15 protein-coding genes and 1 pseudogene are annotated in these 14,949 nt (G+C 49.5%); all 16 read right to left on the bottom strand.

Annotated elements, in window-relative coordinates; genetic code table 11:
• Positions 1 to 3 precede the first annotated feature (3 nt).
• Positions 4 to 813, bottom strand: a complete 810-nt coding sequence (locus AFL22_RS22285; RefSeq protein WP_052272187.1) for a DUF6387 family protein — start codon at positions 811 to 813, stop codon at positions 4 to 6.
• A gap of 497 nt (positions 814 to 1,310) precedes the next feature.
• Positions 1,311 to 2,696: a VasL domain-containing protein gene (locus AFL22_RS22290; RefSeq protein WP_052272188.1), complete on the bottom strand. Its 1,386-nt coding sequence runs from the start codon at positions 2,694 to 2,696 to the stop codon at positions 1,311 to 1,313.
• A 91-nt stretch (positions 2,697 to 2,787) separates the two neighbouring features.
• Positions 2,788 to 3,258 (bottom strand): hypothetical protein, encoded by a 471-nt coding sequence (locus tag AFL22_RS22295; RefSeq protein WP_052272189.1) that lies wholly within the window; start codon positions 3,256 to 3,258, stop codon positions 2,788 to 2,790.
• A 14-nt stretch (positions 3,259 to 3,272) separates the two neighbouring features.
• On the bottom strand, positions 3,273 to 3,722 hold the full coding sequence (gene tssE / locus AFL22_RS22300; protein ID WP_052272190.1) for a type VI secretion system baseplate subunit TssE: 450 nt from the start codon (positions 3,720 to 3,722) through the stop codon (positions 3,273 to 3,275).
• Between the two features lie 2 nt (positions 3,723 to 3,724).
• A complete protein-coding gene (locus AFL22_RS22305) occupies positions 3,725 to 4,870 on the bottom strand; it encodes an Imm72 family immunity protein (protein ID WP_052272191.1) in 1,146 nt (381 codons plus the stop codon).
• Positions 4,867 to 5,460 carry a hypothetical protein gene (locus AFL22_RS22310; RefSeq protein ID WP_241773205.1) on the bottom strand — a complete coding sequence of 198 codons (594 nt, stop codon included), beginning with the start codon at positions 5,458 to 5,460 and terminating at the stop codon, positions 4,867 to 4,869. Before AFL22_RS22310 ends, AFL22_RS22305 begins: the two co-directional genes overlap by 4 nt.
• A 404-nt stretch (positions 5,461 to 5,864) precedes the next feature.
• Positions 5,865 to 7,652: a DUF2235 domain-containing protein gene (locus tag AFL22_RS22315; protein WP_052272192.1), complete on the bottom strand. Its 1,788-nt coding sequence runs from the start codon at positions 7,650 to 7,652 to the stop codon at positions 5,865 to 5,867.
• Positions 7,652 to 8,197: a DUF3304 domain-containing protein gene (locus AFL22_RS22320; RefSeq protein WP_052272193.1), complete on the bottom strand. Its 546-nt coding sequence runs from the start codon at positions 8,195 to 8,197 to the stop codon at positions 7,652 to 7,654. Before AFL22_RS22320 ends, AFL22_RS22315 begins: the two co-directional genes overlap by 1 nt.
• Before the next feature lie 22 nt (positions 8,198 to 8,219).
• On the bottom strand, positions 8,220 to 8,717 hold the full coding sequence (locus tag AFL22_RS23710; protein WP_072124000.1) for a DUF3304 domain-containing protein: 498 nt from the start codon (positions 8,715 to 8,717) through the stop codon (positions 8,220 to 8,222).
• 46 nt (positions 8,718 to 8,763) lie between these two features.
• Positions 8,764 to 9,591 carry a DUF4123 domain-containing protein gene (locus tag AFL22_RS22325; protein ID WP_052272194.1) on the bottom strand — a complete coding sequence of 276 codons (828 nt, stop codon included), beginning with the start codon at positions 9,589 to 9,591 and terminating at the stop codon, positions 8,764 to 8,766.
• A 2-nt stretch (positions 9,592 to 9,593) separates the two neighbouring features.
• Entirely contained in the window at positions 9,594 to 10,481 is an 888-nt protein-coding gene (locus tag AFL22_RS22330; protein ID WP_241773206.1) for a DUF2345 domain-containing protein, read from the bottom strand.
• A gap of 242 nt (positions 10,482 to 10,723) precedes the next feature.
• Positions 10,724 to 11,587 carry an Imm72 family immunity protein gene (locus AFL22_RS22335; RefSeq protein WP_052272195.1) on the bottom strand — a complete coding sequence of 288 codons (864 nt, stop codon included), beginning with the start codon at positions 11,585 to 11,587 and terminating at the stop codon, positions 10,724 to 10,726.
• Positions 11,588 to 11,704: 117 nt separating this feature from the next.
• Positions 11,705 to 11,866, bottom strand: a pseudogene (locus AFL22_RS24165) (type VI secretion system tip protein VgrG); the annotation flags it as partial.
• Between the two features lie 33 nt (positions 11,867 to 11,899).
• Positions 11,900 to 13,027: an Imm72 family immunity protein gene (locus AFL22_RS22340; protein ID WP_052272196.1), complete on the bottom strand. Its 1,128-nt coding sequence runs from the start codon at positions 13,025 to 13,027 to the stop codon at positions 11,900 to 11,902.
• The gene (locus tag AFL22_RS23855) at positions 13,024 to 13,722 is read right to left on the bottom strand and encodes a hypothetical protein (RefSeq protein ID WP_241773207.1); all 699 of its coding nucleotides are present in this window, start codon (positions 13,720 to 13,722) and stop codon (positions 13,024 to 13,026) included. Before AFL22_RS23855 ends, AFL22_RS22340 begins: the two co-directional genes overlap by 4 nt.
• A 101-nt stretch (positions 13,723 to 13,823) precedes the next feature.
• Positions 13,824 to 14,948, bottom strand: a complete 1,125-nt coding sequence (locus tag AFL22_RS24740) for an ImcF-related family protein (protein ID WP_052272197.1) — start codon at positions 14,946 to 14,948, stop codon at positions 13,824 to 13,826.
• Position 14,949 lies beyond the last annotated feature (1 nt).

Genomic DNA, 14,949 nt, shown 5'->3' on the forward strand with positions numbered 1-14,949 from the left:
AAATCATATGCTTCTTAAATGTAATAAAGACACATTTATAAGATGCAGGTTTTTGTTTATAAAACTCTCAATATTCTTACAGGTCTCACCTGACAATGCTTTTTCAGCTATTGGACGATCTGTGTCCTTTAGTTGCTCGTCTCCTCGAACTTCATCTGTGAGCTTAGGATAAAGCACTCTGGAAAGGAGAGTGTTTGAAAGAGTGACATCTTTTAACTTAGCCCACATAAGCAGATCCATCATTGGAAGGATACGGTAGTCAGCCAACTTTAGAATTTTTCCCAGCCCGAAAGCCTCTTGCTTCCTGCCTTTGATTCCATACTCTTTCCTCCACACAGGGAGTAGCGCACGAAGCGAGCCTATGATTTCGTCATCAGATGAGCTTTCGAGATCAAAAAAGGTATACACACGGCTTTCGTTTGTTCCCAGAAAAACAGTTCTCATACTTTGAGTAAGTGGCTTCTCCCTGACCTCTTTCTTAAGTTGATCACTACCTTTGACAAACGATTCTTGCGAGAACATTTCAAGAGATCTTTTGAGGCTTTCAATATGACCAAAGGTCACTTGTCGTATGTGCGTTTGGCTTTCTGCCAGATGTGTTTTGAGGTCAATTGTTTTACTGAATAGAGGTTTACCTGCAAGGATCTGGTCAAAATAAACATCCCCTTCTCCAAAAAACTCAATTGAGTCCAGGATGTTCTTTCTGACCTGTAACTCCTTATGTAAACCTTTCAAAGTGCAAGACTCAACATCAACATAGTTGTCGTAGTCAAACCAAGCCTGTAGCTCTTTGTAGATCTGAACCGTATCCATACCGAGGCCTTACATTTGTGTTTTTATAGCTCAATGTAGAAGTCAGCTCATCATCACCTTGAACTTGCTCTTCAATCAACAAGCTGTGAAACAGTTACAACGGCTTATAAAATTGAGTATAATTAAGACGCATTTTTGAGTGCCTCACAACAGTTTTTAATGTTATTTTTGAGTGTTGGTATCTATGATGGTATAAAAAGCTTAACTTCAATAAAAACCTTTTAAATCAGTAAACTAACCACTAGTTCGATTTCTGCAGGGGACACCAGACCTGCCCTGTACTTAAACCCGCCCTATCAATTAAAACTCTTAATAATCAATATCAAGCCATTACTGACGGCTATCCCCCTTTGCCCTTTTTCTTCTCAGAATCAATAATCATTTGCCGGCCCTGGCTATGTTCTTTAGGCAAATCCATCAACACCAGTGAATGAGTTGTAATTATGACCTGCCAGGTCTGGGTTATTAGCTGGATACCTGTGCTTTAAATATCTTTTTTATTTTAATGAATCCTGTTTTATTTCTGCATAACGGGCAATCAGTTGCTTCAGATGCATCTCCAGCTGAGCTCTGACAGCAGCAGGCAAAGGTTCGCCTGCTGGATTTTGTGACAATACCCTTAGCTGCTCTTCAGCCGGTATGGATTGATTAAAGGACTGCATAGCGGAAAAAACGACTGACTTCAGCTCACTGACCGTCAGGTATTTTCCTTTCTGCACATCCAGTTCGTTCAGCCTGTCACTCAGTTTTTGTAGTGTCGCCATTCCCTGAGACCAGCCATTCAGCTGTTCTGTTGGCAATGCGGCAGCATTAAGCTGTTGCTGCCACTGCTGGATTAGTGGCTTAGCCTGCTCCGGCCAAAGTACCCGGATCTGTTCCAGCAACTGTCGACTGTATTCAATATTCCAGTCAGGAGGCAATTTACCCAGCCGGGCAAGCTGCTGCTGTGTTTGTGTTATTAAAACCTGTGGTAACGGAGCTTGCTGACGCCACATATCCAGTTGTTCAGGCGTGAGAGATGCAGGCAATGGAGCCAGTGAGGCTGCAAGCTGAGTCTGCAACGGGACTGGCCGATTAAGAAACTGCCAGCTCCATAGTGTGACTGTGCTTACCACCAGCATGGTACACATCCCGGCAGCGAAGAATTTCCATTTTTTTACCTGATTGGGCATTGCCGCCATTGCTTCTGCATTCGCCTGGTGTTCCGGCAGCGCCGCATAAACCCACTTCACTACGCTTGCTGACGTATCTTCAGGCGGACTACCAGCAAGGTCCCTCGTGGATGCTGCGGCACTATTCATCGCGGTGGCAGGCAACCTGATACCTGGCTGAATGTCCGGCCTGGTGCTGGTTATGCCATCGCTGTGTTCCAGCCTGGCAGCACTGTTGTGCATCAGGGTACGTAACGTATCGAGCTGGCTCAGATGCTTAAGCTCCAGGCCCTGCAGCACCTCACCCAGAGCGGTAAGCAGTTGCTCCGCCCGATACAGCTGGCTGAGGTCGCTGTGATTTAGCGGGAGCGAGCGAATCAGTTGCTGTAAACGCTGACTCAGACTGCTGAGGATTTTCATGCGGGCATGGACAGGCTGCGGCCAGAGTGCGCCCCATTGATGGCTTATCATTGCCTCGAGTATCGCCAGCCCTTCATTGAGCCCCAATAAACCAGCCTGTTGCGTACGGGCCAGCGTGTACCAGGACAGCGTCTGAAGCTCCACACCATTTTGTTCAAACAGTGAGAGACAGCGTTTTTCGGCATAACGCCAGTTCACATCCGGGCGAGCCGGATGTGTCAGCTTACTCAGTTCATCACGCAGGGCAGCATAATCCGGTAGCGTGCGCGGGTCACCACCGGTTTTGATTTTATGTAGGGGGATGTGATCCATGACCAGTTGTCCATTTTGACGCGTACGGAAAAATTGAGGATTAACGCTTATGCGGGCATATTCAGAGGAACGGGTACTGCAATACCAGCAGTTATGGCAGAAGCGCCAGAATCAGACTAAAAAAGGTGCTTTCATCAAAACTCTGTCCGGGACGGGATAATGCTCCCGGCGGAGTAAAGGACCAGTCACTGAAATGACCTGCCCGCATGAAAAGGCGCCCCACAGACGTCACACTAGCCTCTGCATGAAGGGTCACTTCCACGCATCCTGTCACGCCCTGACCGTACAAAAATACTGGTATAAACTTTACAGACCGGTCGTCGTAACGCAGGGTGATATCGGCAATCTCAAAAGTCCCGCCCTCCACCAGCAGGTCCGTAACAGAGACAGTAAATGTTTCCACATTCAATCCGGTACCCACCAGCCACGCATCCATCTGCTCCTGAAGCTGCACCATTCGCAGGCGAAACGCTGCAATATCGGCCTGAGTCTTGCTGGTAGATAAGATCGGGGCTGGCTCTCTGGCCTGCAGTTTTTCGAGGAACTGTGATTTTACTGACATGGTATTAACTGGCCTTACAGACGGGTTGCTGTGTCGAGATACTGCTGTTGCTTCAGGTGTCGCAGGAGAACCCGCCCTTCTGGCATAAACTCGGTGCCATAGCGTACGAGGCCAACACCGTTAAGTTCTGCATCAATGGCATAGCGCAGCTCGCCGGGGATATGCTGGTCGAGCAGGATGACGTTGATATTTTTCAGACGCGGCTCGTATTTGAGCAGAACAGCCGACAGAGCACCCATCAGTTCATGAGCAGTCCCCGGCATGCCCTGCAGGATTTTGGTCATATCGGGCAGGCCATAGTCCGGCAGATGCGCCAGCGTGCCGGCGCGACAGTTGAGGATGCGTTGCATGTTATCCAGCACCGAAAGGATGACCTGATTCTCTTCACTAACCTGCTGAAGGTCGAGATCACCGACAAAATTACCGTAAAGCATCTCGCATAAAGAAGGGCTATTTCTCGGCATCGTCAGTGGTTCTCACCTGTAGCGCCCAAAAACACACTACCGTCGTCATCGTGAACCATCAGACTCCAGCTTGCGGATGTAAATCTATCCGGACTGAAACTGCCGCTCGTGTAAACCTTCGCCTCTGGCATGCTGTCTCCTTCACGAACATAAACAAACTGCTGATGTCCGCCAGCAAGCGTGGCCCATTGTCCGGAATGAGGGCATTTATCCCCCGTCCTGCACTGGATACGTTCACCCTGAGTATCATCCAGAAAATACCCTGACTCATCCGGAATGACGCCATCACAGTAGCGGGTATCTTCCCAGACCAGACGCCAGTAAACCTCACGGTATCGAATGGGGTCGTCAGTGATGAGCATTTCCGTGTCACTTTCCATCAACACGTCGTAATAAACCTGTCGGGGAGCAGTCATACCGCGAATAAAATAGTTGTAAGCACCTGGGTTTTTAAAACCACTGATGCCATCTTTTATCACCAGCAGTTTATGGTTGTACATAATTTTGACCGGCTCCCAGATGCCGTCGCAGGGCACCGGATCATTGGTTTTAATAATGATATCGCTGCGTTCAGGAACGGGGGGAAGACTTTTCGGGAATACCGGATAGGCCAATTGGGTTAAATTATAAATATAATTACTGGGTTCCAGCAAAGTCGCAGCATCAAAAAAATTACACACATTATTTTGTGGTGGATATAGCAGATTATCGCCCCTGTATTCTGCCGCAACCCGCCACTTATTAATTTTTTCTATTTCCGGGGGGTAAGGTTCCCGTTGCCCGCCACGTTCACTATGACAGGGCCAGTAAAAATAAGTCCTTATTAAGCTAGTCGGTCGAAAAAGTTGCTCGAACTCACCGGTTTTAATTTGCCATACCTGCCGGTTGCCTACTGCCAGTTCCGGTAGCCCTTCATCATAGAGGCGCAGAGCGTCATAAGCCCAGATAATAACCTCTTTATCAAACCCCTTCGTGATTTCCTCCGGCCAGGTTTTCAGCGACTGTTCATATTTTTCAGTAAAGCACGCCCAGGCATCCCGTTTGCGCTGCCACAGGCTGTAGCTGCTCAGGCGCTGTAACAGCCAGAACAGCCTGCGACGTACCTGCTCATCACTCATCGGGTATTTTGTTTTTTCGATGCTCATCATGGTTCACTTCCTGTCGTTGTCTGACGCTCCACACGGGCGGCGTTAATTATCGCTCTCTCCTTCACCTTACTGCGCAGTTCATCGTCATGCAGTTCTCGCGTATACGTGGCATAGGGCGGGTCAATCCCCTCCGGTTTGCTGTAGCCGTGCACACCTTCCACATCTTTCCAGCCAGAAGGATAAAACTCAGCTTTTACCCCGTTAATCTCCATGCTGGCAGGTTGCCCGGTGGCCTTTACCTGCTCACCGATACGGTTAAGCTCTTTTTTTAACATTTCATCCAGATTAATAATCACCTGCTCACCACCACCCTGCAGATACTGAGAAGGAATATCGCTCCCGAATTGTTCAGCGATCTTGCCATGCCAGGCGTTGGTCCCCGGCATACGGGTGGCCAGGTCTTCCGGCAGATGCAGCACCACCAGAAAGCCATTGCCGTTCCACTCATCCAGTACCGCCGAGAGCTGCCGCCACTCTTCCGCGTTACCAGGCACTTTCTGATAGCCCCAAAATCCCCCGGCAGCCCAGGAGCCGCTTGGCGCTAATTCTGTTGAGTTGCCAAAAGCCCTGTAAATTGTACTGCCTGCCATATCTCTAGCACTTTTAGCAGTAATTTCACCGCTGAAAGAAGCGATATTGGTGTAAGCAGGAGTGACCCCAAACGCCGGGCTCAATTCGGGTTCTCTGGAAAACAAATCCGGATAATCTGCTTTTGAATATTTGCGCCTAAGAATATTTATATGGTCTTTTTCAGCATGAATACTCGGAAAACGCGTACCCTTTTAACTCTAATCATGTTCCTTTATTTTTCCATAATTGAATAGTAGTTATAATCTGCCGAGGCCACTGCGCATGCGAAGCATTATTTTCTTCATATCCCACACACCATCTGCACCCTGGCAATGACGGGATATCAAGTAATCGGCGTTATAGAATAAATAAAGATGAAACACCCAAGAGTCACTATTTAGCAAGAGTCACTGACGGTTACAGGTTAAACATCAGGCTTTTCCAGTGAACGAATAACCAGGAAATCCTGAGAGATGCCAACATCTTTTCCCGTTGCTTGTCTGTTATGAATAAACCAGGCATACATATCTGAAGGCGCGTTATCTTCAGAAAAAGGTTGGGGCTGACCAAGATAAGCTGCATGCGCATAATCGAGAAAACGTCTCGCTCGCCTCAATGCAGGCCTGTAGATATCAGGCACGATTTGGATGCGCTTATCATTTGGATTGTTTTCCATACTGTTCTTCATTCTTATTGCAGCATCATGGACATCGTCCAGCCACCCCCAATTTTTGTGCAACACATCAAGTTCATTCTGGTAGTGTCTTGAAGTTTCTTTTGCCTGTGGTGAAATGCCCAATAACCCGGCAGAAGCATCGGCGGAGGCTAAAATATCGCCACGTTGTTTTTCATACTTCATGCATTCACAGCGGTATTGATAATATTGTCGCCCAAGCCACTCAATATAGCAGTCCAGATGACGGTTCTGTGCTCCGATACTGACAGCGTTAAAAGGCACCGCTTGCTGATACAGCTTTGTCCATTGAGCGACAGACTTGTTCTTAACCTTGTCCTGCATGATGAAATAGGCAGCAACATCAGTATCAGACTGATCTAGTGTATGTAAATCTGGAAATGGAACACCAGCCATCGTTGCGGCCCGGTACATCTGGTGAAGTGCCACCCGACAAAGTTCTGCACTCGGTTTTTGTTCATTTGGCTTCAGGCCTCCCCCTATATCCTCCGCGCAACCGGGTAACAACTCTTCCTTATGTTTATTATTACTTCCACCAAGACAATAGACGCTCCGCCATGGCCGGTTTTCATGGGCTGCGACCAGATGCAGTGCATTTTTAACCGTATCCGGCAATGCCGATTCCTGATCAACAGACTTATCGCCCATCAGCACGCTAATGCCTTTTATTGGCCCCCCGAAAGCAGAAATAAACCAGTCCATGCCATTATTATTACTGGCAGGGGTATGACGAGCACAGTCAAACAGGCCTGTAAAAACAATCTCTACGGAGATCCCCTGGTAAGTATGTTTATCACCCTGCTTCTGACAAATATCATCAAGCAGCGTATCAATAAATTTACGTGCAAGAGTTGCTCCAACATCGTATCCAAAGAGTGAAATCGAGATTAGTTTGATCGGTACAGGGCTATTAGTTTTGGCTCGTTCAAAAAACCGCTCAAAACGTAATTTTGCCGAATTTATTCGCGTATCGACACCGGTAACTAACATATCTGCAATAGCAGGATTATCACGCAACCAGGGGGTTGCCTCGATACCTGATTTCTTTGCTGCATTTTTAGCTACATCCCCCGCCAGCGATTTCCACTCTGAAGGGTTTATCAGTTTTTTTCCTGAGTCCTTTAAAACCTCCCACCAGTTACCACCTTTCAAATAATCCAGGCCAGCATCTTTCGCCATTTCTTTTGGCTGATCTTTCAAATCATCCAGTGCAGAACCTTGTGCACTGTCCATAATGGTATGCAGTTTCTCAGTGAGATCTTCTTTAAATGGCGTACCAAGACCAGAAAAGTAAAATGCGTCATAGCTTTCATTAGCTGTATTTTGTTGGATACTAGGGAAAGCACGGAACAGCCGAGATATATTACTAAGCCTCTGTTCAGGAGCATCCTGATCAATATTACGGTGAATACCATCAAAGAAAAACCCGACATGCCAGATCCGAGAGCAATTTCCCAAGCCAGCATTATCGACCTGCTGAGCACGACTAGCGGCAGCAATAATAGTTTCGATATTCATCAATTTTGCCCCCGCTTTGCAGTCTTATCCTGAGTATCAAAACGTTTTTCATAAGGCGACCAGGCATTATCACTCCAGCCCAGTAACACCTTATCCCCGGGCAAAAAGTGAACATGCAAATCATTCTCTCCCCACTTTCGTTCTGGCATTGGCATTTCAACACGGCGAGTTTCTTTGCGAAGTCCCGCATCGTACTGCGCCCGCGTAGTGCTTAATGTCCATATAACTTCCGCCGTTTTCCCACTGATGTTGCCACAGCAGGTTGTCTTACCTGCACCTTTGGCATATGGATTATTTTTGTCATATGCTGAAGAATTACCGCCCGCCACTCCGTTGACACTGAATCCCAGAATGGGTCTGTCAATTTCACTGTGAATAATTAACGTCACACCCCCGGTCGGCGGTCCCCAGACTGCGGCCCAGATTAGCCAGCCACCGTATGCCAGAACCACTGCCAATAAACTGCCCCAGATCCATTTTTTACAGCGGGCATAGCCACGATTAATGGCGTTATCAATGTTGTCGTAAGTCTTAAAAAATCCCATTTTTATTTCCCCAGCTCACCAGCTATTTAATATTTTCTGGCCGCTTTTCATAGGGAGACCAGGCATTATCACTCCAGCCCAGTAACACCTTATCCCCGGGCAAAAAGTGAACATGCAAATCATTCTCTCCCCACTTTCGTTCAGGTAAAGGCATTACAATACGGCGAGTTTCTTTGCGAAGTCCCGCATCGTACTGCACCCGCGTGGTGCTTAATGTCCATATTACTTCCGCTGTTTTCCCACTGATGCTGCCACAACATGTTGCTTTTCCACCACCGTGAGCAAACGCATTTGGCCCCGCCACACCATTCACACTGAATCCCAGAATTGGCCTGTCAATTTCACTGTGAATGATCAATGTTACTGGACCCGTCGGCGGCCCCCAGATTGATGCCCAGATTAGCCAGCCACCGTATGCCAGAACCACTGCCAATAAACTGCCCCAGATCCATTTTTTACAGCGGGCATAGCCACGATTAACGGCGTTATCAATGTTGTCGTAAGTCTTAAAAAATCCCATTTGTTATTTCCCTGATTGAAGCAAACACCATTAACTGTTTAGATTTTCAGTACTGTGTATCCGCAAGGTTAACCAGCACATCTGCCAGCGATAGCGTTCCATTCAGCACCTTTGGTAATGCAGCCTTCAGTGCATCTGATTCCAGCTCCTGCCGCCCGCCATTAAGGTAATACAACACGTACAATTTCTGATCCGCAGGGGATAACGAACCCAACTCTTTACTTTTATTCAACACTTTGATCACCATCAGTCGCTGCGCGCATGGTGGAAATACTTTGCTAGTCGGCATCTTCTGCCATTCTTTCAGAATACTGGTCACTTCCGGCTTATCCGTAATCTGCTGCCAGGTCGCTTTATCAAGCCTGATAATATGATTAGTGGGCTTATCTACTTCAGAGGGCTTTATGGAAAGTGCCTGCCACTGCGTTTCTCCAGGTAACCACCACCGTGTGATGCCATTGAACAGAAAGGTATGCCAGTCACAGTCGGCACGCTGCGCCAGCGTTTCCATGACATAACTGGCATAGAAGCGCGTCAACTCTGTAGACCCATCTGGTTGAACAATGGTGCATCCACGTGATAGCTGCACTGCCAGCATTGATGGATAACGCGTTGAAACAATGACTGCGGCGCATCCCGGCAAAGACGCCAGGTAGTCAGGTAGCCGCTCTGCATTATCAATTTCCAGCAACCAGGGACCGTAGTTCTGAAATTCTGTCAATTGAGGATGGATATACAGAGAATGCAGCCTGAGAGCATGCTGCACTTTAAATGCCAGAAAATCGGCCTCCGGCTGCGCACCCGCTTCAAACAGAAGGCAGATATTCTCGTCTGGACTGCAGGATAACGCTGTAATGAGTTCTGTACTGTCCATTGTTATGCTCCCTGCACTATCGCATCATTGGCCTGTATCGCTTTAAGCAGACAAGGAATACAAATTTTATTTTCGATTGGCGGGTACAAGACTGGCATTTCTATACTCTGCGAAGCACCACCTTCCGTGTACAGTCGTCTGGCCTTGCGGGTGTACGTTCCCGCAGTCTCGTACTTGATTTGTCCCTGCTCGATGACGATGGAGCTCCCGCCTCCGACAAGTCGTATTCGCTTCTTTCCGGCCAGCAGCATCTCCGTTGCGGAGATAAGCGTGAGCTTGTGCTCCGCGCTCAAATGCATCGCCCCATTCTGCGCCTGAAACTGTACCGGACCTTGTGCCGAAATCAGTCTCAGCTTGCCGTGTTGGGCAAACATTCCCACGCTGTCGCCTGCCAGTCCGGTGATATGCCCTTCAGCACCCATGCTGATGTCACCACCGGCATTCAGGGCGACATTCTTCGTGGCCGCCAGTTGCAGATGCTCAGCACTGGTAAAAGCGATCCCCTCGGGTGCGGAGAAATGGATCATCTCATTGAGGGTTTTCAGCCGTGTGGCGAACATCGCCTGCTGACTGGCAATGTCAGCTTCCAGGGCTTTTGCCTGCCGGGTGGCGCTGGCCAGTCCCTCGATTTGCGTGCGGACGGCCTCAATCTCCTGCAGTGCCACGTACATATTCAGCACATCGCCTTCGCCGTGCACTTTGCCATCGGCTGTGACCAGCTCAGCGGTGGTGTCATCCCCGGCGTTGCGGTAAAGAGCCAGGTAGCGGTAGTGCTCGCCGGTGGTGGCCGCCCCGTTTCTGACGCTGACCTTTGCATCCATCGGTGTGCTGGCGGTGCGGTAGTTATAATCGCGCGTGGTGACGCTGCCGGTCACCGTGTGGTGCCACACCCGCGCATCCCACACGGCTTCAATTACGCCGTCATACAGCGCCGACAGCTCCCAGTATCAGTGTGTCTCGTCAGGGCTGACGACAAAAACGCTGCCGTCGTCATCATGCCCTTAAAGACCTCCGCTTCCGACATTTTTTGCCCCGCACGCGCATAAGTAAATTGCTGATGCCCCCCTGCCAGCGTGGCCCACTGTCCGGAATGTGGGCATTGCTCACCGGTACGACACTGGATACGTTTTCCCTAGGCTTCATTCAGAAAATACGCTGACTCATCCGGGATAATGCCATCACAATAACGGGTATCCTCCCAGACCAGACGCCATTGAACCTCACGATATCCCCAGCCGTCAGCCCGTAACATGTCTTCATAAACCTGCAAAGGCGCATTCATTCCACGTATGAAATAATTAAACGCTCCCAAAGTTTTAAATCCGCTGATAGCTGTCGGGAACACCAAAAACTTATGATTATGGGTGAGTTTTACCGGTTCCCAGATGCCATCACAGGGTACAGGCTCTCCTGTTTTGATAATGATTTCTGTTCCGTCTGGTACCGAAGGTAAATTTTTTGGGAAAACAGGGTATGGATAGACAGCAAAGGTGGAACTGTAATTTTTGGAATCCAGTAAATACCCTGCATCAAAGGTATTACAGACATTGTTATATGGCGGATAAAGTAAATTATCCCCCCAGTATTCAGCCGCCAGCCGGAGTTTGTTTAAGGATTCAATAAAATCAGGGTAGTGTTCAACCTGCATTCCACGTTCATGGCAAGGCCCGTACAGGAATGAGCCAACAAGATCAACAGGCCGAGCCAACTGATGAAATGCTCCCGTTTTGCGCTGCCAGACCTGTCGGTTACCTGTTGCCAGTTCTGCCAGCCCCTCATCGAACAATCGCAATGCATCATAGATATAGATGATCCCTTTCGGATGAAATCCCCTGGTTTTTTCTTCCGGCCAGGTTTTTAGCGCCTCCTCGTATTTGTCTGCGAACAGCGCCCAGACATTCCGTTTACGCTGCCAGAGGGTGTAGCTGCTGAGGCGCTGTATCAGCCAAAAAAGGGGACGGCGAACATGCTCGTCGGTCATTGGAAAATTAGTCATTACTTACTGTCCTCTTCGCTGGTCTGGCGGTCAACGCGGACGGCATTCACCATACTACGCTGCGTCACTTTGCTTCTGAGTTCATCATCATGCAGCTTACGCGTGCTGGTCGCATATATCCCCGGCATACGGCTTCGCCTGGCGTATCCACAGGTAGCTGTGACCGGGCTCTGACTCTTCACGGCTGAAATCCAGCTTCACCCGGTAGCGCCCGAGGCTGTCCAGATGCGCATAAGGGTCATTCTTCTCTTCGCTCTCGACGCGGGCCATCAGCGTGCCGGCAGTATTCAGAAAGGTGGCTACGATTTAATTTTATTCAGGTTTTAAATAAATACTCCCACCGTCATCCCTGCTAATAAGACTCCACTCCGCCGGGGTGCGTATTTCAGGTGCATACATATCACGCTGATATTTCGTGGCTTCCGGCATCTGCGTACCAGCCTGAACTTCAATAAACTGCTGATGACTCCCGGCAATGGTTGCCCAGCGCCCGGAATACGGGCACGGCTCACCGCTTTGGCAGGTAATACGCTCACCCGGTGCATCATTCAGAAAATACTCTGATTCATCCGGAATAACACCGTCACAGTAGCGAGTGTCTTCCCAGACAAGACGCCAGTGAACATCGCGGTAGCGAATGGGATCGTCAGTGATAAGCATTTCCTTATCGCTCTCCATCAGTACATCATAATAAACCTGGCGGGGCGCATTCATTCCACGAATAAAATAGTTGTAAGCCCCGAGATTTTTAAACCCGCTGATGCCGTCTTTAACCACCAGAAACTTATGGTTGTACAAAATTTTTACCGGCTCCCAGATACCGTCACAGGGCACCGGATCATTGGTTTTAATAATGATATCGCTGCGTTCAGGAACGGGTGGGAGATTTTTCGGGAATACCGGATAAGGGTAATATGAAAATTCCCACTGATAATGTTCAGGCGCAAGAAGAGATTCTGCGTCAAAAAAATTACAGACATTATTTTGTGGTGGATACAGCAGGTATTCTCCTTGGAATTTTGCTGCAATGCGCAATTTATTGAGCTTTTCCACCTCAGGGGGATAGGCTTCTACCTGCGTCCAGCGTTCATGGCAGAGGGGATAAAAAAACTTCTGGACTAAATCAACAGGCCGAACAAGCTGATAAAACTCACCGGTTTTAATTTGCCACACCTGCCGGTTGCCGACAGCCAGTTCTGGTAGTCCTTCGTCATAGAGACGCAGGGCATCATACGCCCAAATTATCACCTCCCCATCAAACCCTTTTGTTAGCTTTTCCGGCCAGGTTTTTAATGCTTGCTCATATTGTTGTGTAAAATACGCCCAGGCATCCCGTTTGCGCTGCCACAGGGTATAGCTGCTCAGCCGCTGTAACAGCCAGAACAATTTGCGACGCACCTGCTCATCACTCATCGGGTATTTCTTTTTAAGTGTCATCATTGTTCGCTTCCTGTCGTGGCCTGCCGCTCAATCCGGGCTGCATTAATTATCGTTCTGTCTTTCACCTTACTGCGCAGTTCATCGTCATGCAGTTCTCGGGTATAGGTGGCATAGGGCGGATCAATTCCCTCAGGTTTGTTGTAACCGTGCACGCCTTCCACATCTTTCCAGCCAGAAGGATAAAACTCAGCTTTTACCCCGTTAATCTCCACGCTGGCAGGCTGCCCGGTGGCCTTGACCTGCTCTCCGATGCGATTAAGCTCTGTTTTCAGCATTTCATCCAGATTAATTATCACCTGCTCGCCGCCGCCTTCAAGGTACTGTTTGGTTCTCTTTTGTCCGAACTGTTCAGCTATTTTGCCGTGCCAGGCATTAGTGCCCGGCATCCGCGTGGTAAGATCTTCCGGCAGATGCAGCACCACCAGAAAACCGTTGCCGTTCCACTCATCCAGTACCGCCGATAGCTGACGCCACTCTTCCGCGTTACCAGGCACTTTCTGATAGCCCCAAAATCCCCCGGCAGCCCAGGAGCCGCTTGGCGCTAATTCTGTTGAGTTGCCAAAAGCCCTGTAAATTGTACTGCCTGCCATATCTCTAGCACTTTTAGCAGTAATTTCACCGCTGAAAGAAGCGATATTGGTGTAAGCAGGAGTGACCCCAAACGCCGGGCTCAATTCGGGTTCTCTGGAAAACAAATCCGGATAATCTGCTTTTGAATATTTGCGCCTAAGAATATTTATATGGTCTTTTTCAGCATGAAGACTCGGAAATCGCGTTCCCTGCTTTGGCGCTTCCCTTAAAGGACGTTCGATAAGATAGGCTTACCGGCCAGCAGCATCTCCGTTGCGGAGATAAGCGTGAGCTTGTGCTCCGCGCTCAAATGCATCGCCCCATTCTGCGCCTGAAACTGTACCGGACCTTGTGCCGAAATCAGTCTCAGCTTGCCGTGTTGGGCAAACATTCCCACGCTGTCGCCTGCCAGTCCGGTGATATGCCCTTCAGCCCCCATGCTGATGTCACCACCGGCATTCAGGGCGACATTCTTCGTGGCCGCCAGGTGCAGATGCTCTGCACTGGTAAAAGCGATCCCCTCGGGTGCGGAGAAATGGATCATCTCATTGAGGGTTTTCAGCCGTGTGGCGAACATCGCCTGCTGGCTGGCAATGTCAGCTTCCAGGGCTTTCGCCTGGCGGGTGGCGCTGGCAAGCCCCTCGATTTGTGCGCGGACAGCCTCAATCTCCCGGAGTGCCACATCCATATCCAGCACATCGCCTTCACCCTGCACTTTGCCATCGGCGGTGACCAGCAGCCCTTTTGCCACACGTATACCGTCCTTGCCGGCCATCAGCCCCGTGAGCGGACCAAAGACGCCATCCAGCGGCCCTTTCGGCCCCTGCGCCTGTTTAATAAACTGTTTTGCACTCTTCTGACGCCCCACCAGTTTTTTAGCCGAGTCCACCAGGGTGTCAGCCAGAGCCTCTCCTTTTGTCCCGGTCTGTCCCTGCCAGGCAAGTGTATTCATCAGCGCCACCAGAGGGGACTGACGCACATCTGCCAGCAGGTTCAGCTGCGCAATGGCCTCCGAAAGCGATGACGCTTCGTGCCACTGAATGCTGTTGGCCATGTTGAGCCAGGCGTTGCCAAAGTCAGTGAAGTAACGCTCGGTCAGGCGCTGTTTCAGCGCTTCCGGTGACACATCACTGCCCGGCTGATGGGTTTTGTCGGTGAGCACCCAGTCAATTTCATCACGGCGGGTCTTCACTACCTGATCAATCGCATCTTCAACCTGCTCTTCCCACGCCTGACGGGTGAACATCCCCGGCACCACCTCTTCCGAGGAGAACAGGGTTGACGCATCCGTATCGCCGGTCATGTCAGACAGGGTTAAATCCGGCCAGTTACGGGCAATGCGCCCGAGCATC

This window comes from Pantoea sp. CFSAN033090 (assembly GCF_001264395.1).
Taxonomy (GTDB): domain Bacteria; phylum Pseudomonadota; class Gammaproteobacteria; order Enterobacterales; family Enterobacteriaceae; genus Pantoea; species Pantoea agglomerans.

What these genes read in the sequence shown, in the direction of transcription:
- AFL22_RS22315 (WP_052272192.1), bottom strand. Translation starts at nt 7,652, where the DNA reads ATGAATATCGAAACTATTATTGCTGCCGCTAGTCGTGCTCAGCAGGTC.
- AFL22_RS22340 (WP_052272196.1), bottom strand. Translation starts at nt 13,027, where the DNA reads ATGATGACACTTAAAAAGAAATACCCGATGAGTGATGAGCAGGTGCGT.
- tssE (WP_052272190.1), bottom strand. Translation starts at nt 3,722, where the DNA reads ATGCCGAGAAATAGCCCTTCTTTATGCGAGATGCTTTACGGTAATTTT.
- AFL22_RS22285 (WP_052272187.1), bottom strand. Translation starts at nt 813, where the DNA reads ATGGATACGGTTCAGATCTACAAAGAGCTACAGGCTTGGTTTGACTAC.
- AFL22_RS22325 (WP_052272194.1), bottom strand. Translation starts at nt 9,591, where the DNA reads ATGGACAGTACAGAACTCATTACAGCGTTATCCTGCAGTCCAGACGAG.
- AFL22_RS22310 (WP_241773205.1), bottom strand. Translation starts at nt 5,460, where the DNA reads ATGGCAGGCAGTACAATTTACAGGGCTTTTGGCAACTCAACAGAATTA.
- AFL22_RS22335 (WP_052272195.1), bottom strand. Translation starts at nt 11,587, where the DNA reads ATGACTAATTTTCCAATGACCGACGAGCATGTTCGCCGTCCCCTTTTT.
- AFL22_RS22295 (WP_052272189.1), bottom strand. Translation starts at nt 3,258, where the DNA reads ATGTCAGTAAAATCACAGTTCCTCGAAAAACTGCAGGCCAGAGAGCCA.
- AFL22_RS23710 (WP_072124000.1), bottom strand. Translation starts at nt 8,717, where the DNA reads ATGGGATTTTTTAAGACTTACGACAACATTGATAACGCCGTTAATCGT.
- AFL22_RS24740 (WP_052272197.1), bottom strand. Translation starts at nt 14,948, where the DNA reads ATGCTCGGGCGCATTGCCCGTAACTGGCCGGATTTAACCCTGTCTGAC.
- AFL22_RS22320 (WP_052272193.1), bottom strand. Translation starts at nt 8,197, where the DNA reads ATGGGATTTTTTAAGACTTACGACAACATTGATAACGCCATTAATCGT.
- AFL22_RS22305 (WP_052272191.1), bottom strand. Translation starts at nt 4,870, where the DNA reads ATGATGAGCATCGAAAAAACAAAATACCCGATGAGTGATGAGCAGGTA.
- AFL22_RS22290 (WP_052272188.1), bottom strand. Translation starts at nt 2,696, where the DNA reads ATGGATCACATCCCCCTACATAAAATCAAAACCGGTGGTGACCCGCGC.